Origin of the sequence: Occultella aeris, from assembly GCF_902703175.1 — a bacterium.
GTDB classification, from domain to species: domain Bacteria; phylum Actinomycetota; class Actinomycetes; order Actinomycetales; family Beutenbergiaceae; genus Occultella; species Occultella aeris.
Map to the genome: position 1 here is coordinate 1 of NZ_CACRYJ010000050.1, position 26,471 is coordinate 26,471.

Here is a 26,471-nt window from a genome sequence, read left to right on the forward strand (position 1 = left end):
CCTCGCCCCACCTCCGCCCCAGCCCCGCACACCCGTGAACGCTTGGTTGCCATCGGTTGCCGGCCGGTCGAAACGATGCAATTGCGCGTTCGGCTGCGGTCAGGCGGGGCGAGAAGTCAGGAGGGGGGAGGGGTCGTGCTGTGCCGCCGGACGTAGGTGATCACGTACCAGCCGAGGGCGATGCCGGCCAGGTCCGCGACGAGGTCGAGCGGGTCGCCACTGCGCTCGGGGAGCACGACGTGCTGGATCAGCTCACTGAGGGCCGCGTGCGCGGCGAGCCCGAGCGCGAGCCACCGCCCCGGGATCCCCGCGAGGAGTCCGGTGGCCATCACGGCGGCGAAGATCAGCACATGCGCGGCCTTGTCGGTGCCGGGGACGCCGTCACCGGGAAGGTCCACCCGCGGCCAGTACAGAGCCAGCACCTGGACGACGACGGCCACCGCGAACGCGAGCCGGGAGAGTAGCTTCGGCAGCGCCGGGCGGGTGGTGGTCGTCACCAGGACACCTTCCCATGCCGCGGACGCACCGTGCCGCCGGTCCGGTCGGTGCCGATGTGCCGCGGGACATGAAAGACTCGCCCGCGTGAGTGACGTAGAACTGAGGGACTGCACCGACGCCGCGGAGCGCGGGCCACACCTGGACGCCGCCGTCGAGGCGCTCGCCAGCGGCGCTCTGGTGGTGCTGCCGACCGACACCGTGTACGGGATCGCCGCGGACGCCTTCACCCCCAAGGCCGTGGCCGCGTTGCTGCGCGCCAAGGGCCGTGGCCGGCAGATGCCGCCGCCCGTGCTCGTCGGGGACCTGAATACGCTCGACGGGCTCGCCACCGAGATTCCCGAGTCGGTGCGCGAACTCGTGACCGAGTTCTGGCCCGGCCCGCTCACGGTGATCCTGCGCGCCCAGCCCAGCCTGCACTGGGACCTCGGCGACACGAACGGCACCGTCGCACTGCGGATGCCGGACGACGAGATCGCCCTCGACCTGCTCCGCCGGACCGGCCCGCTCGCGGTCTCGAGTGCGAACAAGACTGGCAACCCCGCCGCGCAGACCGCCGCCGAGGCGCATGACCAGCTCCTGCGGACGGTGAAGGTCTACCTCGACGGCGGCCCGGCCCGCGGCAGCGTGCCCTCCACCATCGTCGACGCCACGGGTGAGAGCCTGCGGATCGTGCGCGAGGGTGCCCTGAGCCGGGAGGACCTCGGCGCGATCGTGCCCGAGATCCTCGACGACGAGGAGTTGGCGACCGTCGAGGCTGAGGTGAGCGACGCCGTCGGGAGTGATGCGGCTGAGGTGAGCGACGCCGTCGGGAGTGATGCGGCTGAGTCGGGCGACGCCGTCGGGAGTGACGAGCCCGAGTCGGGCGACGCCGAGGCGGGCCGACCGCAGTCCGAACCCGGTGCCGCCCAGCCGTGAGGCTCTACCTCCTCATCATGGCGATCGCCGCCGCGGCGACGTACCTGGCGACGCCGCTCGCCCGGTTGATCGCCCAACGCACCGGCGCCGTGACACCGGTGCGGGAGCGCGACGTGCACGCGGTCCCGACCCCGCGCATGGGTGGCTTGGCCATGTTCGCGGGCCTGGCGGTGGCATTCGTGCTGGCCTCCCGGATGCCCTTCCTCGAGGACGTGTTCGCCGGCACGGTGCCGTGGGCGATCCTCGGCTGTGGCGCGCTGGTGTGCCTGCTCGGTGCCGCCGACGACATCTGGGACCTGGACTGGATCACGAAGCTCGTCGGGCAGGTCCTGATCGCCGGCCTGATGGCCTGGCAGGGCGTCCAACTCGTCCAGTTTCCGATCTTCGGGCTGGTCATCGGCTCGCCGCGGCTGTCCCTGCTGGTGACCGTGCTCGTGGTGGTGATCGCCGTGAACGCCGTGAACTGGGTGGATGGCCTGGACGGACTCGCCGCCGGGGTGGTCGCCATCGGCGGGATCGCGTTCTTCGTCTACACCTACCTGCTCACCGTGAACAACAACCCGACCGACTTCTCGAACCTGGCGACCGTGCTGATGGCGTCGGTGGTGGGCGTGTGCCTGGGGTTCCTGCCGCACAACTTCCACCCTGCGCGGATCTTCATGGGGGACTCGGGGGCGATGCTGCTCGGCCTCACCGTCGCGGCCGCGGGCATCATGGTCACCGGTCAGATCAATCCTGCGGTCCTCGAGACCGAGCAGGCGCTGCCCGCCTACGTCCCGATCGTGCTCCCGGTCGCAGTGCTGCTGCTGCCGCTGATCGACGTGACCGTGACAGCCGGGCGCCGGCTCCTCAGCGGCAAGTCACCGTTCCACGCCGACCGCACCCACCTGCACCACAAACTCCTGGACCACGGCCACTCGCACCGGCGCGCGGTCCTGATCATGTACGTGTGGACCGCGGTGGTCGCATTCAGTGCGGCCGCCCTCATCGTGTTCCCGGTCTGGGTGGTGCTGGCGTGCTTCGTCGCCGGCGCCCTGCTGGCCACCATCATCACCGTGGTCAGGCTGCCGTTCGCGGCGCTGCGACCCGGTCGTGACCGAGCGGCCCGGGACGCCGACCAGCCCGTCGCGCACCCGCCCGGTCCCTGACCCTCCGACCGACGCCCGGCCGCACCACTAGACCGAGAGACTCCCGTGAGCGAACCGACCTTCCTGAACGACAAGTACATCCGCACTGCGGCGGTGCTGGACCTCATCAAGAAGGTCCTGCGGCGGCTGCTCCTGGCCGGCGCCGTGATCGCCGTCGTGGGTGCGGTCGTCGGCCTGCTCGCCGCCGGCCTGCCGGGGCTGTGGGGAGCGCTCCTGGCCGTCGCCATCGGCGTGCTATTCACCGCGACCACGGTCGCGGCCCTGTACCTCGTCGCCGGCCGCGGACCCGAGCTGCTGCAGGTCGTCCTGCTCGGCGGCTGGATCGTCAAGATGGGTCTGCTCGCGCTGGTCCTGCTGTGGCTCCGGGAACAGGACTTCTACTCGCTGCCTGTGTTCCTCGTCACTCTCTTCGTGCAGGTGATCGCCTCCCTGGTGGTCGAGCTGTACACGGTCGTCACCGCGAAGATCCCCTACGTCAGCCCGGGTGCCACGACGTCCACAGAAGAGACACAAGCCGAGGACGAGGGGCCGACGGCGGATCCTTCCGATGTCGAGGGTGGATCGCCCTCTTCGGGCGGCTCAGCGGGCGAGAACGGCGCTGCCGAGGTGGCCGCGGAGCCGCGCGATCGGGCGCCGCGGAGCGACGCAGACGGGGCCTGAGGCTTCACACCCTCGTCACAACCACCGAGTGCCATCGGGTACTCTAAACGCAGTCACTTCCAGCCCACCTGAGTTCGGTTCCTGCGACGCTGCCTCCGTACAGCGAGCAGGGCTGGGCCCGATGCTCCCTGGGGAGAGAATCCTGTCCACCGCAGCCATCGCCCTGCCGATCCTGGCCGAGACCGAGGACTCCTCCGGCAGCGGTTTCCACGCCCCCGGGATCGACGAGTTCTTCCCACCGGCCATCTTCGGCAGCACCGATCTCGACTCCTGGTGGGGCTTCGACCGGATCATGCTGGTCCGCGTCATCATGATGGTGGCCCTGCTCCTGCTGCTCTGGCTCGGGATCCGCCGCGCGAAGCTCGTGCCCGGTCGCGGCCAGAACATCATCGAGCTCGGCGTCGAGTTCGTCCGGGTCCAGATCGCCGAACAGGTGCTCGGCCACGAGCGGGCCAAGCCGTATCTGGCGATGCTGACCACGATCTTCTTCACTGTCCTGACGATGAACATCGCCGGGGTGATCCCGTTCCTGAACATCGCGGGCACCGCCCGGGTCGGCCTGCCACTCGTGCTCGCCGTCTGGGTCCTGGTGGTCTACCTCGCGGCCGGTGTGCGCAAGCACGGCGTCGGCAAGTACCTCAAGGCTCAGCTCTTCCCGCCCGGGATCCCGTGGCCGGCATATCTGCTGATCACGCCGATCGAGGCGCTGCAGGTCTTCATCCTGCGCCCCGCCACCCTGACCATCCGGTTGCTTGCGAACATGATGGCCGGGCACCTGATGCTGGTGCTGTGCTTCTCTGCCACGAACTTCCTCCTCCTGGAGGGCGGCGGACTGATCAAGCTGACCAGCGCGCTCTCGTTCGCCGGCGGCATCTTCATCACGCTGTTCGAGATCTTCGTGGCACTGCTGCAGGCGTACATCTTCACCCTGCTCGCATCGATCTACCTCAATTTCGCCTTGGAAGAGGAGCACTGAGCTTCTCTCCCAGGGCATGGCTCGCAACCTGGGCCGCCCCGTCCGCAGAACCCCAGACGCTCACCCCGAGCGCCTTCAGGAAGGAAATGCAGTGGAAGGTATCACCGGAAACATCGCCACCGTCGGTTACGGTCTCGCGACGATCGGCCCCGGTATCGGTCTCGGTATCGTCATCGGTCAGACCCAGATCGCCACGGCGCGTCAGCCCGAGGTCGCTGGTCGGCTGTTCACCAACATGATGATCGGTGCCGCCCTTATCGAGGTGCTCGGTCTGCTCGGCCTCGTCGCCGGGCTGATGTTCACCTGATCGTCCTTTCCCACTGGCGTTGGAGTACCCCATGATTCACGCAGACGAGGCCGCGCCGAACGTCCTGCTGCCCGCCGGCTATGACATTTTCTGGTCGCTGGTGGTCACGGTCATCATCGGATTCTTCTTCTTCAAGTACCTGTTGCCGAAGTTGAACGCGATCCTGGATGAGCGGACGGCGAAGATCGAAGGCGGTCTGGCCCTGGCCGAGAAGGCCCAGGCCGAGGCAGCCTCCGCGAAGGCCGACGTGGAGCGCGAGCTCGCCGAGGCCCGCAAGGAGGCGGCCGGCATCCGTGAGGAGGCTGTCAGCGACGGTGGGCAGATCGTCATCGACGCTCGCGCCAAGGCTCAGACGGAGGCCAACCGGATCGCCGAGAACGCGCAGCGCCAGATCGACGCCGAGCGTCAGGCGGCGGTGGTCTCGCTGCGTACCGAGGTCGGCGGCCTGGCCTCCGAGCTCGCGTCGCGGATCGTCGGGGAGTCCCTCACCGATGACGCACGGCAGTCGCGTGTGATCGACCGGTTCCTGGACGAACTGGACGCCGGCGTGCCCTCGGGTGCCACGGGGTCCCGCGACCAGGAGGCGTGATGCGGGCGAGTAGCCAGGGATCACTTGCGGCCGCCACGGACCGCTGGGAGGCGGTCCTCGGCACGGCCGGATCGGATTCCTTCCGGTACGGCACCGAGCTGTTCGGCGTGGTCGACGTCCTGGACGGCTCGGCCGCTCTGCGGCGTGCCCTGACCGACCCGTCCCGTTCGGGCGAGGACAAGGCCGCCGTCGTGGCCGGCGTCTTCGGGCCGAAGGTCAGCGGAGCGGTCGCGGACCTGCTCGCCGGCCTGGTGCGGTCCCGGTGGTCGGCCGAGGGTGACCTGGCGGACTCGATCGAAGAGCTGGGCACGACGTCGCTGCTCGCCGGCGCCGAGTCGCGCGGCGACCTCATCCGCGTCGAGGACGAGCTCTTCCGCACGATCCGGCTGCTCGCCGACAACCGCGAGTTGCGGCTGGCACTGGCTGACAAGGACCGCACGGTTGCCGACCGGCAGCGACTGCTGACGTCCCTGTTCGGTGCCCGAGTGGCTCCCGAGACGGCCGCTCTGCTCGAGCGGGCGCTCAGCACGCACCGGGCGCCCACCCTGACCGCGGCCCTGGTTCGGCTCAACGAGGCAGCCGCGGCACGACGCCAGCAGCTGGTGGCCGTGGTGACGGCGGCCCGCCCGTTGACCCAGGTCCAGGTCGCGCGCCTCGGCGAGATCCTCGCCCGGGCGTACGGCCGCGCCGTACAGGTCAACGTCGCCCTGGACCCCACCGTCGTGGGGGGTCTTCGGATCCAGCTCGGTGACGAGGTCATCGACGCCACGATGCTCGCCCGCCTCGACGAGGCACAGCGACGGCTCGCCGGCTGAGTCGCCCGGCCCAGGATCGGCCACCCGGCCGCACTTCCCCAGGGGCCGAACCACCCGCACACTTGACGAGACGAACCGATCGCCACGAGGCGGTCAGAAGAGAAGGACGTAGAGATGGCTGAACTGACGATCAAGCCCGAGGAGATCCGGGCTGCGCTCGACAGCTTCGTGAACTCCTACGAGCCCGCCGGTAGCGCGGCCGAGGAGGTCGGCACGGTCACCCTCGCGGCGGACGGTATCGCCCAGGTCGAGGGACTGCCCGGGGTCATGGCGAACGAGCTGCTCAAGTTCGAGGACGGCACCCTCGGCCTCGCGCTGAACCTCGACGTGCGGTCCATCGGTGTGGTGGTCCTCGGCGAGTTCAGCGGGATCGAGGAGGGCCAGCCGGTGCGTCGCACCGGCGAGGTGCTCTCGGTGCCGGTCGGCGACGGCTACCTCGGCCGCGTCGTTGACCCGCTCGGCAAGCCGATCGACGGTCTCGGCGAGATCGCCACCGAGGGTCGCCGCGCCCTCGAGCTCCAGGCACCCGGGGTGATGGACCGCAAGTCCGTCCACGAGCCGCTGCAGACCGGCCTCAAGGCCATCGACGCGATGATTCCGATCGGGCGTGGGCAGCGTCAGCTCATCATCGGCGACCGGCAGACCGGCAAGACCGCGATCGCGCTGGACACGATCATCAACCAGAAGGCCAACTGGGACACCGGCGACGTCAACAAGCAGGTCCGCTGCATCTACGTCGCGATCGGTCAGAAGGGCTCCACGATCGCCTCCGTGCGGGGCGCCCTCGAGGACGCCGGCGCGCTGGAGTACACCACCATCGTGGCTGCGCCCGCCTCCGACGCGGCCGGCTTCAAGTACATCGCCCCCTACACAGGTTCGGCCATCGGCCAGCACTGGATGTACGGCGGCAAGCACGTCCTCATCATCTTCGACGACCTGTCCAAGCAGGCCGAGGCCTACCGCGCCGTGTCCCTGCTGTTGCGGCGCCCGCCGGGCCGCGAGGCCTACCCCGGTGACGTGTTCTACCTGCACTCCCGCCTGCTCGAGCGTTGCGCGAAGCTGTCCGACGCGCTCGGCGCCGGCTCGATGACCGGCCTGCCGATCATCGAGACCAAGGCGAACGACGTGTCGGCCTACATCCCGACGAACGTCATCTCGATCACCGACGGCCAGATCTTCCTCCAGTCGGACCTGTTCAACGCCGACCAGCGGCCCGCCGTCGACGTGGGCATCTCCGTCTCGCGGGTGGGTGGCGACGCCCAGGTGAAGGCGATGAAGTCGGTCTCCGGGACGCTGAAGATCGACCTCGCGCAGTACCGCTCGCTCGAGGCGTTCGCGATGTTCGCCTCCGACCTGGACCCGGCGTCCCGCCAGCAGCTGACCCGTGGTGCGCGACTCATGGAACTGCTCAAGCAGCCCCAGTACTCCCCGTACCCGGTCGAGGAGCAGGTCGTCTCGGTCTGGGCCGGCACGCACGGGTACTTCGACAAGGTCGAGCTGCACGACGTGCGCCGCTTCGAGCGGGAACTGATCGACTACGTCCGTCGGCACTCCGACGTCCTGGACACCATCGTCAGCACCGGCAAGCTCGACGACGTCGCCACGAAGGCGCTGGAGGAGGCCGCGGACAAGTTCCGAACGACCTTCCTCGCCTCCGACGGTGAGAGTGTCGTCGAGACCGAGGGAACCGACGAGGACGTGGACATCGACCAGGAGCAGATCGTCCGGCAGAAGCGGGGCTGATCGATGGCCGGGCAACAACGGGTCTACAAGCAGAAGATCAAGTCGACCCAGACGCTGAAGAAGATGTTCCGCGCCATGGAGCTGATCGCCGCGTCCCGGATCGGCAAGGCCCGGGACCGCGCGGTCAAGGCGAGCCCGTACACCCGGGCCATCACCCGCGCGGTGTCCGCCGTGGCCTCGCACACGGACGTCGACCACGTCCTGACCAAGGACCGGACCGACACGAACCGGGTCGCCCTCCTCGTGGTCACCTCCGACCGCGGCATGGCCGGCGCCTACTCGGCCACGGTGCTGCGCGAGGCGGAGCGTCTGCGGGCCCAGCTGATCGAGGACGGCAAGGACCCTGTCCTGTACGTGACCGGGCGGCGCGGCGTGAGCTTCTACGGGTTCCGTGGCATCGAGCTCGAGCGCACCTGGCTCGGCGACTCCGACAACCCGAGGGTCGAGGTGGCCGAGGAGATCGGTCAGACCCTGCTCGACGCGTTCCGGGCCCCGGTCGACGCCGGTGGTGTGGCCGAGTTGCACGTGGTCTACACCCGGTTCCGCTCAATGGTCGCCCAGGAGCCGCAGGTGCTGCGGATGCTTCCCCTGGAGGTCGTCGACGGCGTGGCGGAGCCCACCAGCGAGGTCATGCCGCTGTACGAGTTCGAGCCGTCCGCCGACGCGGTGCTCGACGCGCTGCTGCCGAGGTACATCCGGAGCCGGATCTTCAACTCGCTGCTGCAGGCCGCGGCCTCCGAGCTCGCCGCCCGGCAGCGAGCGATGCACACCGCGACCGAGAACGCGCAGGACATCATCACCAACTACACGCGGCTTGCCAACCAGGCCAGGCAGGCCGAGATCACCCAGGAGATCAGCGAGATCGTCTCGGGTGCCGACGCCCTGGCCGCGAGCTGAGCACCAACCACACCGAAGGATCGCTATCCATGACTGCTACCGCCACTGACACCACGGCGCCGGGCGCGAGCGGCCCCGGCGTGGGCCGCATCGCGCGCGTGATCGGCCCCGTCGTCGACATCGAGTTCCCACCGGACGCCATCCCGGAGATGTACAACGCCCTCAAGACCACGGTGGACCTGGCCAGCCAGGGCTCCGATGAGAGCTCGTTCGAGATGACCCTCGAGGTGGCTCAGCACCTGGGCGACAACATCGTCCGCGCCATCGCGCTGAAGCCGACCGACGGCCTCGTCCGTGGCGCCAAGGTGACCGACACCGGTTCGCCGATCTCGGTGCCCGTCGGTGACATCACCAAGGGTCGCGTGTTCAACGTGATCGGTGAGCCCCTGAACCTGGCCGAGGGCGAGAAGTTCGAGGTCACCGAGCGCTGGCCGATCCACCGTCAGCCGCCGGCATTCGACCAGCTCGAGTCCAAGACGCAGATGTTCGAGACCGGCATCAAGGTCATCGACCTGCTCACGCCGTACGTGCTGGGCGGGAAGATCGGCCTGTTCGGCGGCGCCGGCGTGGGCAAGACCGTCCTCATCCAGGAGATGATCCAGCGCGTCGCCCAGGACCACGGTGGTGTGTCCGTGTTCGCCGGTGTGGGCGAGCGCACCCGTGAGGGCAACGACCTGATCGTCGAGATGGAGGAGGCCGGGGTCTTCGACAAGACGGCCCTCGTCTTCGGCCAGATGGACGAGCCGCCGGGCACGCGTCTGCGCGTGGCCCTGTCCGCACTGACCATGGCGGAGTACTTCCGCGACGTGGCCAAGCAGGACGTGCTGCTGTTCATCGACAACATCTTCCGGTTCACCCAGGCCGGTTCCGAGGTGTCCACGCTGCTCGGCCGGATGCCGTCCGCGGTGGGATACCAGCCGAACCTCGCCGACGAGATGGGCCAGCTGCAGGAGCGGATCACCTCGACCCGCGGCCACTCGATCACCTCGCTGCAGGCGATCTACGTCCCGGCCGACGACTACACCGACCCGGCGCCGGCCACCACGTTCGCGCACCTGGACGCCACCACCGAACTCTCCCGTGAGATCGCTTCGCGTGGTCTGTACCCGGCCGTGGACCCGCTGGCCTCGACCTCCCGGATCCTCGACCCGCGCTACGTGGGCGAGGAGCACTACCGGGTGGCCACCCAGGTGAAGGCGATCCTGCAGAAGAACAAGGAACTGCAGGACATCATCGCGATCCTCGGTATCGACGAACTGTCCGAAGAGGACAAGATCACCGTGAACCGGGCCCGCCGGATCCAGCAGTTCCTGTCCCAGAACACCTACATGGCGGAGAAGTTCACCTCGGTGGTGGGCTCGACCGTGCCGCTGTCCGAGACCATCGAGGCGTTCGGCAAGATCGCCTCCGGTGAGTACGATCACGTCTCGGAGCAGGCGTTCTTCAACATCGGTGGCCTGGAGGATCTCGAGCGCAACTGGGCGCGGATCCAGTCCGAGATCAACTGACCGCACAACGGTAGGCCGATCGGCCGGCGCACCGCGAGGAGCGTCGCCGATCGGTCCGTCCGATGATCGAACGAAGGAGGGCGGCGTGCCGCTCAACGTGGAGATTGTGTCCCCGGACCGCACCTGGTGGTCCGGTGAGGCGGTGAGCATCGGTGCGCCCGCGGCCGACGGTGACCTCGGCATCCTGACCGGCCACCAGCCGGTCCTGGCGGTGCTGCGCGCCGGTGTGGTGCGGGTCCGACCGACCTCGGGCGAGGCGATCACCATGGACGTCGACGGCGGCTTCATCTCGGTGGACCAGGACTCGGTGACCATCGTGGTCGATCCGACCACCAACGAGGACCAGGCGTCCGGCGAGAACTGAGCCACCTGGATGAGGATCGCGATCGCCGTCGGAGCCGTTGCGGTCGTGCTCGCCCTGGTACTGATCGCCCTCTTCCTGTGGCGGCTTCGCAGCCTCAGCCACCGGGTCGGATCGTTCGAGTGTGCCAAGTTCACCGGCAACCGCTGGCTGGCCGGGATCGCCAGCTACACCAGGGACCACCTCGACTGGTACGAGGTGGTTTCGCTGTCCCTGCGCCCGACAACCCGGTGGGAGCGGCGCGAGCTCGACATCCTCGACCGGTCCCGGCGGGAGGTGGACGGGCGTCTCAGCAGCGTCAGCGAGGCCCGGTGCGTCTACCGTGACGAGGAGTTCCTGCTCGCCGCGAACGACCAGTCCCTGGACGGCCTGCGGTCCTGGCTCGAGGCGGCGCCGCCGGACCCGAACACGTCCCGTATCGTCTGAGGACACCCCTCGCCGGCCACCGGGTCCGATCAGAGCCTGGCGCACCCGGCCGTTTCCGGCGCGGAAAGGAACACACGTATGCGGATCGTCATCGCCGACTGCGCGGTCGACTACTCGGGACGGTTGACGGCGCACCTGCCGCTGGCCCGTCGGGTGCTCATGGTCAAGGCGGACGGGTCGGTGCTGGTTCACTCCGACGGTGGCTCATACAAGCCACTGAACTGGATGTCGCCGCCGTGCCGGCTCTCCGAGTCGGAGCCGGACGCGGCCCAGGCGGAAGTGGGCGTCACCGGCGTCTGGACCGTCCAGCACACGAAGACCGACGACCGGTTGGTGGTGTCCCTGCACGAGGTGCACTCCGACACCACGACGGAGCTCGGCGTCGACCCCGGACTGGTCAAGGACGGTGTCGAGGCGCACCTGCAGAAGCTGCTCGCCGAACAGATCACGCTGCTCGGTGACGGGCACACGCTGGTTCGGCGGGAGTACCCGACGGCGATCGGTCCGGTGGACATCCTGGCCCGGTCGGCCGGGGGTACGTCGGTGGCGGTGGAGATCAAGCGCCGCGGCGACATCGACGGCGTGGAGCAGCTGACCCGCTACCTCGAGCTGCTGAACCGCGACCCGCTGCTCGCTCCGGTGGACGGGGTGTTCGCCGCCCAGGAGATCAAGCCGCAGGCGCGGGTGCTGGCCACCGACCGCGGCATCCGCTGCGTCGTGCTCGACTACGACGCGATGCGCGGCATCGACGACGTGGACTCGCGCCTGTTCTGATCACCTTCCGGCGCCGGGCGGGCACCCGGTTGGCGGGCGCGGGCGGTTCCGGCGATCGGTCACAATGGGTGCATGCCGCCGTCGATTCCCCCCGCGCCTGTTCCGGATCCGATCGTGTTGCGCGGGCGGGTGGTCACGCCGGAGGCGGTGATCGATGACGGTGTCGTGGTGGTCGACGGCGGACGGATCGCCTGGGTGGGGCCGGTCGCCGACGCCGGCGCGGTCGGGCCGGCCGCGGCCGCCATCGCGAGCACGCAGGCGCCGTCGGACCGGACGATCCTGCCCGGCCTCGTCGACCTGCACAACCACGGCGGCGCCGGGGTCGGCTTCCCGGACGCTCCGGATGCCGAGGCCGCCCGCCCTGCCGTCGCCGAGCACCTGGCGCACGGCACCACGCGCATGGTCGCGTCCCTGGTCACCGCGGCCCCGGACACGCTCCGGGCCCGGGTGGGCGCGCTCGCCGACCTCGCCGACGCGGGCGAGATCGTCGGGATCCACCTCGAGGGGCCGTTCCTGAACGAGGTGCGCCGCGGCGCCCACGACCCGGCCCTGCTCCTGGACGGAGACCCGGCGCTGACCGCGGACCTGCTCGTCATCGGCCGCGGGCACGTCGTCTCGATGACGATCGCCCCCGACTCGCCCGGCGTGGTCGGACCCGGGGGAGTGGCACAGACCCTGATCGCCGCGGGCGCGGTGCCCTCCTTCGGGCATACCGACGCCGCCGCGCCCGCGATGCGAGCGGCCCTGGTCGAGGCCGTGGAGGCGATGGCCGGCTCGGTCCGGAGCCGGCCCACCATCACCCATCTGTTCAACGGCATGCGGCCGATCCACCACCGCGACCCCGGCCCAGTCCCACCGGCCCTGGCATTCGCCCGGCAGGGCGCGGTCGTGGTCGAACTGATCGGGGACGGCACCCACCTGTCCCCGGACCTGGTCCGGGAGGTGTTCGACCTGGTCGGCCCGGAACACATCGCGTTGGTCACCGACGCGATGGCGGCCACCGGCATGCCCGACGGGCAGTACCTGCTCGGCGAGCTCGCCGTGCAGGTCACCTCGGGCGTCGCCCGGCTCGTGGAGGGCGGCTCGATCGCGGGTGGCACCGCCCACCTGATCGACGTGGTGCGGACCACGGTCGACGGCGGTGTGGGCCTTCGCGAGGCTGTCCTGGCCGCCTCCGCGACCCCGGCCGCGGTGCTCGGCCTGGCGGACGTGGGTGCGTTGCGCGCGGGGTACCGCGCCGACGTCGTCGTCACCGACGCCGACCTGAGGGTGCAGCAGGTCTACCGCGACGGCGTGGCCGTGCCGGGTCCGGGCGCTGTCGGCTGACCGCGGTCAGTCACCCAGGACGGCGCGGCGCACCCGGGCCAACGGCACCCGCTGCCCGGACGTGATGCCGAGCCTGGCTGCGAGTGCGTCGTCGCGGATCGGGGCGGTGAGATCGCCCTGCTTGAGCAGGAGGGTCACCTCGCGGACGTCGTAGCGCCGCGACCCGTCGGCCAGACGCTCGGTGAACCGTGACGTGCCGGGCCCGAAGCCGCACTCGACCGCCGCGAACGTCCGTTGCCGGTCGACGGAGCGGTCCCAGGTCCGCACCGAGACGACGGCGTCGCTCACCGACTGGCCGTACGCGGACGCGTTCGCCAGGGTCACGTCCGCGATGGAGCCGGGCAGCCCGGACAGTGCCTCGACACCGAGCCAGCCCTCGGTGACGGCCCGCTCGACGATCCCGTCCCAGGGCTCCGCGGAGTCGGCGGCCACCTGCACGGCGCCGCAGTAGACGAGGTCGTCGACCGCGCAGCCGGTGGTGTCCACCCGGAGGCCGGTGCCTGACTCGCTGGATCCCGGTGAGTCCATGGTTCCAGTGTGCACCCGTCGCGTCGGCGCAGGTGCATCAGGACCAGCGAAACCCATTGACGTCCATCTCGTCCCACCGCTGAGGGCGCTACGTCCCCGGGCCTGTTGCTGTCCGCAGTTCGAGGAGCGTCTCAGCGGAGTACTCGGCGGTACCGGACGCGGCGATCAGGGCGTCTACGGCATCGAGTTCCGAGCGTGCTTCCTCGGCGCGACCGAGTCTGATCAACAACTCGGCGCGATAGACCCGCGCCTCGATCCGATCAGCCACCGGAGCGTCGGCGTACCTGTCCAGGCCGGCGGTGACCTTCGCGAGGGCGAGCCCATCCTCACCGCGGGCCTCTCCTTGCCGAGCCGCGACATCGATCACCCGTGCCAGGCCGTCGCGTCGCGTTGTCTCCGTCTCCTCCTGCGATCCCTCCTGGTAGAAGCGCAGCCAGATCCCACCGGTGTCGATCACGCTGAAACCCACAGCGCTGCCCGCCTTGCGGCGCAGTCTGAGAAGCCGAGGAACGCCCTCCACCGGAACACGGCCGCGCGAGGCACGCAGACCGGCCGCAAATTCCGAGCGCAACCGCTCGGCGTCCGGCACCGTGACGATCACGCTGCACGGCGAGGACTCGGGTTCGTACCCCGGCACGCCAGCCAGGTGGATCGCCATGTCCTCCAGTTGAACCACCGCGGACGGGTTCGGCTTCTCCTGCCGGTACGTGACCGCGAAGCCCAACGAGCCGTAGAACTCGATCGCCTCGGTGAGATCAGGACACGGCAGGATCGGGTACATCCGCTCTCCGGCCATCCGTCAACCTTAGTGCCCCCGGTTGGCGAGGAACTGTCCAGACCGATTCCCGCGCGTGGCCACGAGTTCCGGGCATTCACCGGGCTCACCCCGACACGATATGTCGAAGCCCGGCGGCGGTTCATGCGCGAGCATCCCGGCCATGTGCTGGACAGCTGGCCGCTGCCGGTCGATTGATTGCCTCTGAGCGCGACAGCGCACGGCCCTCTAGTCTGAGGCAATCCCCAGCGAAGGAGCGCCCATGGGCACGACAGTCATGTACGGCTCGGTGTCGGTGGACGGCTTCATCGCGGACGAGAACGATCAGCCCGGGCCGCTGTTCGACTGGCTGCTCAGCGGTGACGTCCCGTTGGACGAGAGCGGCGTGCTGAAGGTGTCGCAGACGTCCTTCGACCACGTCCGGCCGTACTGGGACCAGATCGGGGTGACGATCGTCGGCCGCCACGTCTTCGACCTGACGGACGGCTGGGACGGGAAGCCTCCGGGCGGGGTCGACCACGTGGTCGTCGTGACGCACCGGCCGAAGCCCGAGGGCTGGGACCCCGAGGGGTCGTTCCACTTCGCCGACGGCGTCGAGGCAGCCATGGCCAAGGCGCGGGGGCTCGCCGGTGACCGCATCATCGAGGTTGCCGCCGGCGACGTCGGTGGCCAGGTGCTGGCCGCGGGCCTGGTGGACGAGGTGCGGATGGACGTCGCACCCGTCGTGTTCGGATCCGGAAAGCGTTACTTCGGGTCGGTCCACGCGCAGCACCTGTTGGAGGATCCCGAGGTGGTGATTCAGGGCGACCGGGTACTGCACCTGCGCTATCGGGTGCGCCGTTGACCACCCCAGCACCTCACCTGCGGCAGTTCGGTTCACGATCACTGGCTTCGGGTCTCGTGTCTTGGCCGCCTCCAGGCAGCGACGAAGCGTCGGCGACACTGACTGCGGTGCTGGTTCGTTCCTCGATCGTGGCCAATCGGACCGGACCAGCCAGGACGACCCGAAGTCCAGGTGCCAGCTCGTCCTGCGTCGGTCCGGCGTCGACCCCGGCTCCGATCGGCGTCAGCGTCACCTCGGTGAGTTCGTGCCGACCCAACCCCGCCGGGACCTCCGCCTGGGCGAACGGGTACGCTCCGCCGTCGGCGATCGTCTCCAGGGTCACCGACGCCGGACCGGGCGCCGTGCGGGCGACCGTCAACCTGGCCGCCTCGGCGAGGTCCGCGACGGCGGTGAAGCCCAGCCATCCCGAGCCGGACGGTGCGGTGACCACCTCGCCCGTGGCCGGGGTGGCCTCCTCGATCCGGGTGCCGGAGTGCGTGTCGAAGTCGATCGCGCGCAGGGGCAGGCGGTGCGCGGTGACGGGCTCGCCGGCACGTGCGACGCGAACCACCAGCGGGGTGTCGGCCGCGTTCGGACCGGCCAGCACCCGGTAGTCGGCGGTCAGGACCACCATCGCCGCCCGGGTGGTGTCCCAGACCGAGAACCGCTCGGCGGGGATCCGCAGCTCCACCGTGCGGCGCTCACCGGGCGCCAGTCTCACCCGAGCATGGGCGGCAAGGCGGCGCGGGAACGGCACCGGGTGCCCGGGGGAGTCGGTGTAGACCTGAACGACCTCGGTGGCCACTCGGTCCCCGGCATTCGACACCGTCACGTGGGCGAGCACCCCCGCATCGTCGGTCTCGACGGTCAGGGCGTCGTAGCCGATCCGGGAGTACGTCAGCCCGTGCCCGAACGCGAACAGCGGCTCGGCGTCGGAGTACCAGTAGGTGGTGCCGGAGCCGAGGATGTCGTAGTCGAGCAGGTCACCGGCGTCGGACTCCGCCGCCCACCAGGTCTGCGGGAGGCGCCCGCTCGGCTCGACCTCGCCGAGGAGCACGTCCAGCAGCCCGTTGCCCGCCTCCTGGCCACCGTGGCAGGTCCACACGATCGCGGCGGCGTCCCGGGCGGCGGCATCCAGGGCATAGGGGTAGCTCGAGACGAGGACCAGCACGGCGGCCGGGTTCGCCTCCTGGACGGTCCGCCAGAGCTCGGCCATCGGGCTCGGCAGATCGAGCCCGGGCCGGTCCTGCGTCTCCCGGCCGAGCAGGTGTGGGTCGTTGCCGACGACGCACAGCACGACGTCCGCGTCCGCCGCCGCGGCTGCGGCGGCCGTCGTGCCCGAGCGCACGAGCCGGCGGACGAACCGCTCGGCCTCGTCCGGGCTGGCGGCGGTGGCGCCGACCCCGCCGCCGTACGCCTCCACGCGCAGCCACCGACCGGTGCCGATGTGCTGGAAGGACCAGGTGTCGTCGGAGTGCCGGCGCGCACGCCAGGACTCACCCACCACCCAGCCCTGCGGCCGGGTCGCATCCGCCACGACCTGTTCGCCGTCGGCGCGCAGCAGCAGCCCGGTACTGGCCGCGGCCAGGGTGAGCACGCCGTGCCCCCAGTCGGTGACGTCCCAGAGCGCGTCCTCGACGGCGCCCGGTGCGTCGGCGACCAGCACCTGGTCGGCGCCGGCGCGCAGGTAGGCACCGGTGCTGACCGAACGCAGGGCGATCCGGTCCGAACCGTCCACGACGGTGACGTCGGTGCCGCCCCAGCGAGCCCGGACGGCGTCGGCGATGCTCACCGTGTACGGCGGCGTGCCCGCGTACCAGTCCGGGAGCACCCGGCCGGAGAGCGGGCCGATCACCGCCACCGAACCGGACGGCGTCAGTGGCAGCACCCCTGAGTTGCGGAGCAGTACCACGGCCCGCCCGGCGGCCTCCCTGGCCAGGTCCCGATGCTCGGGCAGGTCGAGGTGCTCGGCTGTGATGGCGGCGTCCGGGTCCGCCGGATCGAACTCGCCGGAGCGGGCCCGCACCGTGAGCACCCGCTCCACCGCCCGGTCGACGTCCGTCATCGAGATCAGGCCGCGCTCGAGGGCTTCGCGTACCAGGGCCAGGGGCGGCGCAGCGTCCGGGCCGTTGTCCGTGAACGAGTCGACGCCGGCCAGCAGGGCGGCGGCGTGCGCCTCGACGGGGTCCGGGTGGTAGCGCTCGGACCGGCTCAGGTTCGTGGGGGCGCCCGCGTCCGAGACGACGAGGAGCGACTGATCGGTCCAGGACCGCAGCTCCTCCAGCAGCTCTCGCGCCACGTGGTTCGGCCGGCCGTTCACCAGGTTGTAGGACGGCATCACCGCGCCGACCACGCCGGCCTCGATCGGGCCCCGGTAGGCGGGCAGCTCGTACTCGTGCAGCACCCTCGGGCGCAGCTGCGATGAGGTGACCGCGCGGTCGGTCTCGTTGTTGTAGGCGAGGAAGTGCTTCAGCGTGGGCACGGTGCGCCAGACCCGCTGGTCTTCGCCGCGCAGGCCGAGCGCGTACCCGGCGGCGAGTTCCGCGGTCAGGTGCGGGTCCTCGGAGTAGCCCTCCTCGTTACGGCCCCAGAGCGGGTTCCGCAACGGATTCACCACGGGCGCCCAGACGTTGCGGCTGACCGTCGCATCGGCCGCCTGCTTGGCCCGCAGTTCGATGCCCACCTGCGCCCCGACACGGCGCAGCAGGTCCGGGTCCCAGCCGGCGGCGAGGCCGACCGGCTGCGGATACATCGTCGCCCGACCGAGCCAGGCCACTCCGTGCAGCACCTCCGCACCGGTCGTGAACGGCGCCAGGCCGAGACGCTCGACGGTGGGGCTCGCCTGGTGCAGCATCGCCACCTTCTCGTCGTCGGTGAGTTGGGCGAGGAGGTCGCCGACGAGTGCCGGAAGGTCCCGCCCGGTCTTGGGTCCTGCCGTGTCCCGTTGAGGCACCGTCGATGCTCCTTTGCCTTGACGTCTGTGCGAGAGAGCGATCCCGGTTCGAATCGGTTCGATTCCCGGAGCGTTGCGATCGGTCGCTCTGCCCAATAGGCATCAACCCACTCGATGCCCGTCCAACTCGTTTCATTATGGCGGTTATTCGGGTGCCTTTCCAGCCGCCGGAGTCGGTGGGCGAAGTGGTTGCGCTGTCCGTGCATGGTGGCTTACGATCGGCACGTTCGAACCGCTTCGATGAGTGCGCGCAGAGGCGCACCGAGGCAGCGGTCCGCCATCCACGAAGGAGTGAACGCGAACATGAACACCGGCTCCCACCCAGACGTGACCCGGGTGCTACCGCTGAACCGGCGGTCGTTCCTGACCATCCTCGGCCTCGGCGCGGCCTCCTCGGCCGCCCTGGCGGCATGCAGCTCCGAGCCGCCCAGCGGCTCCGGCGGCCCGAGCGGCGGGGGCGGCGACGTCACCAGCGCGCTGCCCAACCACATCCCGATCGACTACGTGACCCCGGACTTCCCGAGCGTGAACGGGTCCACGGCGGGCTACGCGACGATCCCGACGGACCTGGTCCAGGTGTTCGACGCCCCGCCCGGATCAGGCTCGGAGTTCACCGCGATGACCCCGCTCTGGGGTGCCATCCCGCCGACCGAGGGCAACCAGTACTTCGACGCTGTGAACGCGGCCATCGGGTCCACGATCACGTTCCAGATCAGCGACGGCAACACCTACGGTGACAAGCTCGCCGCAGTGCTCGCCTCCGAGCGGGACGTGCCGGACTGGGTCTCCATCCCCACCTGGAACATCCCGCCGCGCTTCGACCAGGCCGTCGAGGCACTGTTCGAGGACCTCACGCCGTACCTCGCCGGCGACGCCGTCGAGAAGTACCCGAACCTCGCCAACATCCCCACCGACGTCTGGAAGTTCTGTGTCTTCGACGGTCAGCTCAAGGCGCTGCCGTTCCCCGGTGAGATCATCACCGACGCGATCTTCTACCGCGATGACATCCTCGAGGCCGAGGGCATCACCACGCAGCCGACGAACGGCCAGGAACTGCTCGACCTGGCCAAGGAGCTCACCGGCGCCGACCGATGGGGCGCGAACGACCTGTGGAACTCCTCGGTGATCATCCACGGTGTGGTGCCGAAGTGGCGGATCAACGACGACGGCACGCTCACCCACCGCGTCGAGACCGACGAGTACCGCGCCGCGCTGGAGTGGAACGCGGCGCTGTTCGCGCAGGGGTCGGTGCACCCGGACGCCGTCGCCGACAACTCCGGTGACGCCAAGACCCGGTTCGAGTCCGGTCTGGTGCTGATCAGCAATGACGGCGTCGGCGGCTGGCACGAGGCGCTCAGCCGGCAGCTGGCATCGAACCCGACCTACTCCCAACGTCCCTTCACGCCGTTCGCGGCGGAAGGCGGCACCCCGGTCCTGTGGAAGGGGAACCCGGCCAACATCTTCTCGTTCATCAAGAAGAACGAGGACAAGGCGCGGATCGAGGAACTGCTCGCGGTCGCCGACTTCCTCGCCTCCCCGTTCGGCACGACCGAGTACCAGCTGATCAACTTCGGCCTCGAGGACGTCCACTTCACGTTCGACCAGAACGGCCTGCCGGTGGCCACCGAACTGGCCGCGACCGAGGTGCAGCCCACCTACATCTTCCTGACCGACCCGCCCGTGGTGAACACCAAGGTGCAGTACCCCGGGTTCGTGGAGGCGTTCTGCACCTGGATGGCCGACGCCGCCGGGTACGTCCAGGACCCGGCCTTCTTCGGGATGCAGATCACCGAGCCGACCCAGTACGCCTCCCTGGCGCAGCCGTTCGAGGACCTCGAGAAGGACATCTCCCGCGGACGCAAGTCCATGGCGGACCTGGACACCGCGATCGAGACCTGGCGGACCTCGGGTGGTGAGGAGCTGCGCGCCTTCTACACCGACATCCTGGACGCGCAGTGACCGCAACTACCCGCGGCGAAGGCACCCACCGGACCGGCCGCACGCGCCGGTCCGGGCGGGTGGCCCAGTCCGGCCCGCCGGTACGGCACCGGAGCGCGTGGAGCCGGATCAAGCGGGACCGGTCGCTGCTCATCATGACGATTCCGGTGATCGTGCTGCTCGGTGTGTTCGCGTACGTGCCGATGCTCGGCAACGTGATCGCCTGGCAGGACTACTCGCCGTACGTGGGCATCCTCGACTCCCCGTTCGTCGGCTGGTGGAACTTCGAGCGCGTCTTCACGAACCCGCTGTTCTGGGACGCGGTCCGCAACACCCTGGTGATCACCGCGTTCCAACTGGTGTTCTTCTTCCCGATCCCGATCGTGCTGGCGCTCCTGCTGAACAGCGTCATCACGCCGGCGATCCGGACCACCATCCAGTCCGTGGTGTACCTGCCGCACTTCTTCTCGTGGGTGCTGGTCGTCACGATCTTCCAGCAACTCCTTGGCGGTGCCGGGCAGCTGCACCGGATCCTGGCGGACAACGGCATCGCGATGCCGGACATCATGACGAACCCGGACACCTTCCTGGTGCTGATCACGGCGCAGTCTGTCTGGAAGGACGCGGGCTGGGGCATCATCATCTTCCTCGCAGCCCTTTCCACGGTGGACCCGGCCCTGTACGAGGCATCGGTGATGGACGGCGCGAACCGCTGGCGCCGGATCTGGCACATCACCCTGCCCGCCCTGCGCCCGGTGATCATCCTGCTGCTCATCCTGCGGCTCGGCGACGCGCTGACCGTCGGCTTCGAGCAGCTGATCCTGCAGCGCGGCGCCGTCGGCGCCGGCGTGGCCGAGGTGCTCGACACGTTCGTCTACTACCAGGGCGTCATCAACGGTGACTGGAGCTTCGCGGCCGCCGCGGGTCTGGTCAAGGGGATCGTCAGCCTGATCCTTGTGCTCGGGGCCAACAAGATCGCACACGTCTTCGGAGAAGCTGGGGTGTACAAGCGCGCATGAGTACCGCACTCGGATCCAACCGGGGAACCCACCCGGCCATCGATGAGACCGCCGCCGGCACCGCCCGGCCAGACCCCCGCCGTCGTCCCCGTCGTTCCAAGCACCGCCCGGCCTGGGAGGACCGACCCACCGCGCTGGGGACCGGCGCGAAGGTGATCGTGCTCGCCCTGATCGTGCTCGCCGTCGTCTACCCGCTGTACACCGTGATCATCACGTCCCTGTCCACGACGGCGGCCGTGACCGAGGCCGGCGGCCTGATCACCGTGCCCACGGAACTGACCACGGCGGCCTACCGGCAGATCCTCGCCGGCGGCATCGTGACGAGGGCGACCACGGTCAGCATCGGTGTAACAGCGGTCGGCACGCTGCTGTCCACCACGGTGTCCATCCTGTGCGCATACGGGCTCTCCAAGCCGTCCTCGTTCGGGCACCGCCCGATCCTGTTCGTGCTGCTGATCACCATGTTCTTCGGGGCCGGGATGATCCCGACCTACCTGCTGGTGAGCAACCTCGGTCTGATCGACACCTACTGGTCGCTGATCCTGCCCGGCGCGGTCTCGGCGTTCAACGTCCTGCTGCTGCGCAACTTCTTCATGGGCATCGATCCCGGCATCACCGACGCCGCGCGGATCGACGGCGCGGGGGAGTGGCGCGTGCTCGGCCAGATCGTGCTGCCGATGTCGAAGGCGGTGACGGCGGTGGTCGCCCTGTTCTACGGCGTCGGGTACTGGAACGCGTTCTTCAACGCGATGCTCTACATCAACGACAACGCCAAATGGCCGCTGCAGCTGGTGCTGCGCTCGTATGTGCTGCAGGGCGTCACGCTGCCGGGCTCCGGGGTGGGGCAGGTGGACGTCGCGACGGGCGCCGTGACCGGGCTGCCGGTGAAGATGGCCGTGATGGTCCTCGCGATCATCCCGGTGCTCGTCGTCTACCCGTTCGTGCAGCGCCACTTCACGAAGGGCGTGATCTTCGGGGCGATCAAGGGCTGACGCCCGCGGGCCTACCGGACCACCGCGACCGGGCACCTCGAGGTGCGCAGCACGTCCTGGCTCACCGAACCCAGGAGCATCCCCTTGAACGTGCCCCGGCCCCGTGACCCGACGACAACCAACGCCGCCGTGGCCGACTCCTCGGTCAGCAGCACCGACGGCGGTCGCGGCACGACGACCGTCTCGACGGTCACGTCCGGGTACCGCTCGCGCCGGCCCGCGAGCGCCTCGGCGACGATGCGCTCACCGGAGGCGAGGGCCTCGGGGATGTCGTTGATCGGGTTGGACAGGCCCTCGACGCGGCCCGGCCGGGTGTGCCACCAGCCGTGCACCACCCGCAGCGGTGCCCCGGTCAGGCCGGCTTGTGCGAATGCGAAGTCGAGCGCGGCGGCGGAGCCGCCGGAGCCGTCGATACCCACCACGATCCGCCGGCTCTCGGCGTCCTCGGGCCGGCGCACCACCACCACGGGAGACGTGGCGTGCCGGCTCACGTGCTGGCTCACCGAGCCGAGCAGCAACCCCGCCGCCTGGGTGTGGCCGCGGGCACCGATGACGACCATGGCCGCGCCGGCGGAGGCGTCGACCAGAGCCGGCACGGGCGGACCGCCGATCAGTTCGTGGGTCACCGAGGAGCTGGCCAGGCCGACCAGCCGGTCGCGCACCGCCTGCTCGAGCTCCGCCAGGTGCAGTTCGTACCAGGCGGTCGAGGGACTGAGGTTGACGGCAGCCGGGTCGTACAGTGACGTGAGCAGGTGCAACGGGGCGGAGCGCTGCACTGCGGCACGGTCGGCCCACTCGACGGCGAGGTCGGCGTCCGGGGACCCGTCGTAGCCGACGATGACGGCATTGCGTGGGATCTTCATGCCTCCATCATCGCCGTCGCTTCCCGGAGGGGGTAGGCCCGAGGTCCCGCCTCAGCGCGGCGGCGCGGTGCTCGAGCGCTCGTGCAGGGTGGGCGCGATCAGGCGGGTCTCGACCGTGTCGGATCCCCGCAGGCGGGCGAGCGCCATGTCCACGGCGACCTGCCCGATGTTCAGCGCCGGGATGTCCATGGCCGTGATCGGCACCGGCTGGGCGTCGGCGACGTCCGCCGGGGCCAGTGCCACCACCGAGATGTCCTCCGGGACCCTCCTGCCGCGCTCGCGCAGGCTCGCCAGGATCACCGGCAGGGCGGCCTCGTTGTGGACGACCAGGCCGGTCAGGTCGGGGACCTGCGTCAGCACGGCGTCCAGGGCGGCGATGGCCTCCCCGGGCGCGGTGCCGGCCGGCTCGATGACGCAACCGACGCCGTCGTGGGTGGCCTGGGCACGGTAGCCGCGCAGCAGCCGGTCCGCGTAGGAGGTGTGCCGCGCGATCACGGCGGGCGGTGGCCCGATCAGGGCGACGTTGCGATGGCCGAGCGCGGTCAGGTGCCGCAGGGACAGGCGTGCGGCCGCCTCGAAGTCGAAGTCGACGCAGCTCACGCCCCTGGCGTCCTCGGGCAGGCCGATCAGGATGGTGGGCTGCCGCAGGGCCGCGACCTGCGGGATCCGGGGGTCGTCGGACTCGACGTCCATGAGGATGAGTGCGTCCACGAGCGAGCCGGAGCCGACCCGGCCCACTCCGTCGGCCTCGTCCTGGGTGAGCAGGAGCACGTCGTAGTCCGCGGTGCGGGCGCGGGTGACCACGCCGGTGACGAACTGCATGATCACGCTGACGTCCACGTCCGGGCGCAACGGCGCCATCAGCGCGAAGATGTTCGTGCGAGCCGAGGCCAGGGCGCGGGCGCCGGCGTGCGGGTGGTAGCCGAGGTCGGCGATCGCCTTCTCCACCCGGGCCCGGGTGCTCGCCGAGATCGTCCGCTTCCCGCTGAGCGTGTAGGACACGGTGGACACCGATACCCCCGCGCGGCGGGCCACGTCGTTGATCGTCACCATGGGTTTGCTCCCGTTCCCTGCCCGGAGACCCCACTCAGGGTCCATGTCTCGTCCGCACCGATCCGAACGCGTTCGATGCCACCCGGCCATCGCACCAGATGAGTGGAGGATTCGCCGCCGGCCGCGGCATGCAGCGTGGCCTGGGTGAGGCGGCCGCCATCGTCCCAGCCCAGGTCCACGACGAGTCCGCCGCGGGCCACGAGGCCGCGGACGGAGCCGGCCGGCCACTGCGGCGGCAGGGCGGGGAGCAGGTCGATCCGTCCCTCGTGCGACTGCAGGAGCGCCTCGGCGATCCCCGCGGTGAGGCCGAGGTTGCCGTCGATCTGGAACGGCGGGTGTGCGCTGAACAGGTTCGGATAGACCCCGCCGCGCTGGCCGGCGCCATCGTCGGCCACCCGCAGGGCGAGCGCGACGACCGCGCCGAACCTGTCGCCCCGTCGCAGCCGCGCCCACAGGGACAGCCGCCAGCCGAGCGCCCACCCGGTCGATTCGGGGCCCCGCAACTCCAGGGTCCGGGCCGCCGCGGCAGCGAGGGCGGGCGTGCCGTCGGTGGTCCACAGGCCGAGCGGGAACAGTCCGACCAGGTGCGAGGTGTGCCGGTGCTCGGGCTCGACCTCGGTCAGCGGGGCGGACCACTCGAGCAGCTCGCCGCGCTCGCCGACCACCGGATCGGGCAGCGCCGCGACGGCGGCCATCAGGTCGGCCAGCCACGGTGCGTCGGCGCCGATCCGAGCCGCGATCGCCCCGGCCCGCGCGGCGAGGTCGCGCAGCAGCGCCACGTCCATGGTGGAGGAGACCGACACGGCCGCGGGCCGACCGTCCGGTGCGACGAACCGGTTCTCCGGCGACGTCGAGGGGGCCGTCGCGGTGGCGCCGTGCTCGGGGTGCACGATCCAGTCCAGGGCGAACCGGCACGCGCCCTCGATCGCGGGCCAGGAGCGCCGGGCCCGAGCGACGTCACCGGTGAACTCCAGGTGGTCCCACACCGAGCGGCACAGCCACACACCGCCCATCGACCAGGCCGACCAGGACGGGTCGCCGGCGCCGGCTCCGACCGAGTACGGGTAGCCCCACGGATCGGTGTTGTGGTGTGCCACCCAGCCACCGGCGCCGTAGAGCGCGGCCGCGGTGCGGCCGGTGCTGGCGAGGGTGTCCACCAGGTCCAGCAACGGGGCCTGGCAGGGCGCGAGGTTCGTGGTCAGCGCGGGCCAGTAGTTCATCTCGGTGTTGATGTTGATCGTGTAGTTCGAGCTCCACGGGGCCGGGAGCCGGTCGTTCCAGATCCCCTGGAGGTTCGCCGGGAACCCGCCCGGCCGGGACGAGGCGATGAGCAGGTACCGGCCGTAGTGGAACGCGAGCACGGCGAGCCCGGTGCGGTCGGCCGGTCCACCACCGGGGGCGTTGGCGGCCCGGATCCGCTCGTCGGTGGGCATCGGCGCGATCGGGCCGAGGTCGAGCCGGACCCGGTCGAACAGACCGCCGTGGTCGGCCACGTGCGCGGCGTACAACCGCTCCGGCCCGACGGCGTGGGCCGCCTCGGTCCGGGCGGCGAGCAGCTCGTGCAGCGCGTCGAGGGTGCCGGCGGTGTTCGCGTGCCGGTCCGGCCCGGTCGAGCCGGTCCGGTCCGCGGACGGCTCGGGCAGCACCGTCCCGGTCGCGATCAGCAGGCGGGTCACCCGGGCCGCGTGCACGTGGGCGCCGGCGTCGTCGGTCCTCACCTGGCCGTCGGTCTCGATGGTGACGTGGACGACGCCGGTGCGAGAGTCGGCTGTGTACCGGACCGGTTCCTCGGCGCCCTCGTGCTCGGGCGCGACATCGCCTGGCAGCAGGAGTTCGAGGACGAGGTGAGCCGTCGAGCTCGCCGTCGCGGAACGGTCGGAGCGGGAGTGCGGACCTTGCGGTGCGGTGCTCGCGGTCCGGCTGACCTCGCGGACCTGGTCCGGGTCCAGCCTCACGTCAAGGTCCACGGGGGAGTCGGCGTGCACCTCGTGCACGATGAGCCCGGCTGGATGGGAGGCATAGGTGCGGTGTGCGACGTTGGTCCCGCCCGCCGCGTAGCGGTGTCCGGCCGTCGCGGTGCGCAGGTCGAGCCATCGGCGCGCGGTGGCAGATTCCACGCCGGCCGATCGGACCGCGACGGCCAGGCGCGCGAACGGCAGGTACGCCTGGGAGTGGCTGCCCTGGAACGCGCGCAGCAGGTTCTCGGCCGCCCGCACGTCGCCGTCCGCCAGATGTGCGCGGATGCGGGCGAGCCGGTCCGGGCCGTCCGCGGGATCGAGGGCAGGGTCGGCGTCGGTGCTCGGCCCGGACCACGCCGAGCCCTCGTTCAACTGCAGCAGCTCGCCGCCCGCCCGCCCGCCGACCATGGCCCCGGCGTGGCCGTTCCCAACCGGAAGCGATTCGACGAACGTGGTCGCGCCATCGCGGTACCAGAGCAGCGTCGCGGGATCGTCCTCGGGCACCTCGAAGAGCGGGGGAAGCGTGGCGGTTGTGATGGATCCACTCCGATCGGCATACAGAACCAGACTGTCGCGAGCGCCACTTTACACAAGTCGTCGCCATCGCTAGGGTGTTGAAACGCTTC

The 26,471-nt window shown here is 70.3% G+C and carries 25 protein-coding genes; 18 read left to right on the forward strand and 7 right to left on the reverse strand.

Going from position 1 to position 26,471, the window contains the following annotated elements; all coding sequences use genetic code 11:
* Positions 1-116 precede the first annotated feature (116 nt).
* Positions 117-497 carry a VanZ family protein gene (locus HALOF300_RS27375; RefSeq protein ID WP_231955523.1) on the reverse strand — a complete coding sequence of 127 codons (381 nt, stop codon included), beginning with the start codon at positions 495-497 and terminating at the stop codon, positions 117-119.
* Between the two features lie 85 nt (positions 498-582).
* Between HALOF300_RS27375 and HALOF300_RS16870 the strand changes: the two genes are divergently transcribed.
* The 14 genes from HALOF300_RS16870 to HALOF300_RS16935 all read left to right on the forward strand — a co-directional run bounded on the left by HALOF300_RS16870 (position 583) and on the right by HALOF300_RS16935 (position 12,943).
* Positions 583-1,413, forward strand: coding sequence for an L-threonylcarbamoyladenylate synthase (locus HALOF300_RS16870; protein WP_156742088.1), 831 nt, complete (start codon positions 583-585; stop codon positions 1,411-1,413).
* Positions 1,410-2,561, forward strand: coding sequence for an MraY family glycosyltransferase (locus HALOF300_RS16875; protein ID WP_156742089.1), 1,152 nt, complete (start codon positions 1,410-1,412; stop codon positions 2,559-2,561). Before HALOF300_RS16870 ends, HALOF300_RS16875 begins: the two co-directional genes overlap by 4 nt.
* A 45-nt stretch (positions 2,562-2,606) precedes the next feature.
* A complete protein-coding gene (locus tag HALOF300_RS16880) occupies positions 2,607-3,221 on the forward strand; it encodes a hypothetical protein (RefSeq protein ID WP_156742090.1) in 615 nt (204 codons plus the stop codon).
* Positions 3,222-3,342: 121 nt separating this feature from the next.
* A complete protein-coding gene (atpB, locus tag HALOF300_RS16885) occupies positions 3,343-4,197 on the forward strand; it encodes a F0F1 ATP synthase subunit A (protein WP_156742091.1) in 855 nt (284 codons plus the stop codon).
* Between the two features lie 16 nt (positions 4,198-4,213).
* Entirely contained in the window at positions 4,214-4,504 is a 291-nt protein-coding gene (gene atpE / locus HALOF300_RS16890) for an ATP synthase F0 subunit C (protein ID WP_197522633.1), read from the forward strand.
* Positions 4,505-4,535: 31 nt separating this feature from the next.
* Positions 4,536-5,093 carry a F0F1 ATP synthase subunit B gene (locus HALOF300_RS16895; protein WP_156742092.1) on the forward strand — a complete coding sequence of 186 codons (558 nt, stop codon included), beginning with the start codon at positions 4,536-4,538 and terminating at the stop codon, positions 5,091-5,093.
* On the forward strand, positions 5,093-5,908 hold the full coding sequence (locus HALOF300_RS16900) for a F0F1 ATP synthase subunit delta (RefSeq protein WP_156742093.1): 816 nt from the start codon (positions 5,093-5,095) through the stop codon (positions 5,906-5,908). Before HALOF300_RS16895 ends, HALOF300_RS16900 begins: the two co-directional genes overlap by 1 nt.
* Before the next feature lie 114 nt (positions 5,909-6,022).
* Complete coding sequence (gene atpA / locus HALOF300_RS16905; RefSeq protein WP_156742094.1) at positions 6,023-7,651, forward strand: F0F1 ATP synthase subunit alpha; 1,629 nt, start codon at positions 6,023-6,025, stop codon at positions 7,649-7,651.
* 3 nt (positions 7,652-7,654) lie between these two features.
* The gene (locus HALOF300_RS16910; protein ID WP_156742095.1) at positions 7,655-8,548 is read left to right on the forward strand and encodes a F0F1 ATP synthase subunit gamma; all 894 of its coding nucleotides are present in this window, start codon (positions 7,655-7,657) and stop codon (positions 8,546-8,548) included.
* A gap of 29 nt (positions 8,549-8,577) precedes the next feature.
* Positions 8,578-10,056, forward strand: a complete 1,479-nt coding sequence (gene atpD / locus HALOF300_RS16915) for a F0F1 ATP synthase subunit beta (protein WP_156742096.1) — start codon at positions 8,578-8,580, stop codon at positions 10,054-10,056.
* Positions 10,057-10,141: 85 nt separating this feature from the next.
* Positions 10,142-10,420: a F0F1 ATP synthase subunit epsilon gene (locus HALOF300_RS16920; RefSeq protein WP_154795116.1), complete on the forward strand. Its 279-nt coding sequence runs from the start codon at positions 10,142-10,144 to the stop codon at positions 10,418-10,420.
* A 9-nt stretch (positions 10,421-10,429) separates the two neighbouring features.
* Positions 10,430-10,843 carry a DUF2550 family protein gene (locus HALOF300_RS16925; RefSeq protein ID WP_156742097.1) on the forward strand — a complete coding sequence of 138 codons (414 nt, stop codon included), beginning with the start codon at positions 10,430-10,432 and terminating at the stop codon, positions 10,841-10,843.
* A gap of 78 nt (positions 10,844-10,921) precedes the next feature.
* Positions 10,922-11,617 (forward strand): endonuclease NucS, encoded by a 696-nt coding sequence (gene nucS / locus HALOF300_RS16930; protein WP_154795114.1) that lies wholly within the window; start codon positions 10,922-10,924, stop codon positions 11,615-11,617.
* 72 nt (positions 11,618-11,689) lie between these two features.
* A complete protein-coding gene (locus HALOF300_RS16935) occupies positions 11,690-12,943 on the forward strand; it encodes an N-acetylglucosamine-6-phosphate deacetylase (RefSeq protein WP_156742098.1) in 1,254 nt (417 codons plus the stop codon).
* A gap of 6 nt (positions 12,944-12,949) precedes the next feature.
* Here the strand turns inward: HALOF300_RS16935 and HALOF300_RS16940 are convergent, their stop codons facing one another.
* Together HALOF300_RS16940 and HALOF300_RS16945 are read right to left on the reverse strand one after the other, a co-directional pair.
* Positions 12,950-13,471 carry a UDP-N-acetylmuramate dehydrogenase gene (locus tag HALOF300_RS16940; protein WP_156742099.1) on the reverse strand — a complete coding sequence of 174 codons (522 nt, stop codon included), beginning with the start codon at positions 13,469-13,471 and terminating at the stop codon, positions 12,950-12,952.
* 88 nt (positions 13,472-13,559) lie between these two features.
* Positions 13,560-14,267, reverse strand: coding sequence for a VOC family protein (locus HALOF300_RS16945; RefSeq protein WP_156742100.1), 708 nt, complete (start codon positions 14,265-14,267; stop codon positions 13,560-13,562).
* Positions 14,268-14,508: 241 nt separating this feature from the next.
* On the opposite strand from HALOF300_RS16945, the gene HALOF300_RS16950 reads away from it, so the two are divergent.
* On the forward strand, positions 14,509-15,090 hold the full coding sequence (locus tag HALOF300_RS16950) for a dihydrofolate reductase family protein (protein ID WP_156742101.1): 582 nt from the start codon (positions 14,509-14,511) through the stop codon (positions 15,088-15,090).
* Positions 15,091-15,103: 13 nt separating this feature from the next.
* On the opposite strand, the gene HALOF300_RS16955 is transcribed toward HALOF300_RS16950, so the two are convergent.
* Entirely contained in the window at positions 15,104-18,022 is a 2,919-nt protein-coding gene (locus HALOF300_RS16955) for a glycoside hydrolase family 3 C-terminal domain-containing protein (RefSeq protein ID WP_231955524.1), read from the reverse strand.
* Positions 18,023-18,325: 303 nt separating this feature from the next.
* Between HALOF300_RS16955 and HALOF300_RS16960 the strand changes: the two genes are divergently transcribed.
* From HALOF300_RS16960 to HALOF300_RS16970, 3 genes are read left to right on the forward strand one after another with little or no spacing between them, the layout of a single operon-like run.
* Positions 18,326-19,981: a type 2 periplasmic-binding domain-containing protein gene (locus HALOF300_RS16960; RefSeq protein WP_156742102.1), complete on the forward strand. Its 1,656-nt coding sequence runs from the start codon at positions 18,326-18,328 to the stop codon at positions 19,979-19,981.
* A gap of 59 nt (positions 19,982-20,040) precedes the next feature.
* Positions 20,041-20,979 (forward strand): ABC transporter permease, encoded by a 939-nt coding sequence (locus HALOF300_RS16965; protein ID WP_231955543.1) that lies wholly within the window; start codon positions 20,041-20,043, stop codon positions 20,977-20,979.
* Complete coding sequence (locus tag HALOF300_RS16970; protein ID WP_156742103.1) at positions 20,976-21,971, forward strand: carbohydrate ABC transporter permease; 996 nt, start codon at positions 20,976-20,978, stop codon at positions 21,969-21,971. The genes HALOF300_RS16965 and HALOF300_RS16970 overlap by 4 nt, the downstream gene beginning before the upstream one ends.
* A gap of 11 nt (positions 21,972-21,982) precedes the next feature.
* Here the strand turns inward: HALOF300_RS16970 and HALOF300_RS16975 are convergent, their stop codons facing one another.
* From HALOF300_RS16975 to HALOF300_RS16985, 3 genes are read right to left on the reverse strand one after another with little or no spacing between them, the layout of a single operon-like run.
* Positions 21,983-22,834, reverse strand: coding sequence for a universal stress protein (locus HALOF300_RS16975; RefSeq protein WP_156742104.1), 852 nt, complete (start codon positions 22,832-22,834; stop codon positions 21,983-21,985).
* A gap of 51 nt (positions 22,835-22,885) precedes the next feature.
* A complete protein-coding gene (locus tag HALOF300_RS16980; protein WP_156742105.1) occupies positions 22,886-23,887 on the reverse strand; it encodes a LacI family DNA-binding transcriptional regulator in 1,002 nt (333 codons plus the stop codon).
* Positions 23,881-26,349 carry a glycosyl hydrolase family 95 catalytic domain-containing protein gene (locus HALOF300_RS16985; protein ID WP_156742106.1) on the reverse strand — a complete coding sequence of 823 codons (2,469 nt, stop codon included), beginning with the start codon at positions 26,347-26,349 and terminating at the stop codon, positions 23,881-23,883. Before HALOF300_RS16985 ends, HALOF300_RS16980 begins: the two co-directional genes overlap by 7 nt.
* Between the last annotated feature and the right edge of the window lie 122 nt (positions 26,350-26,471).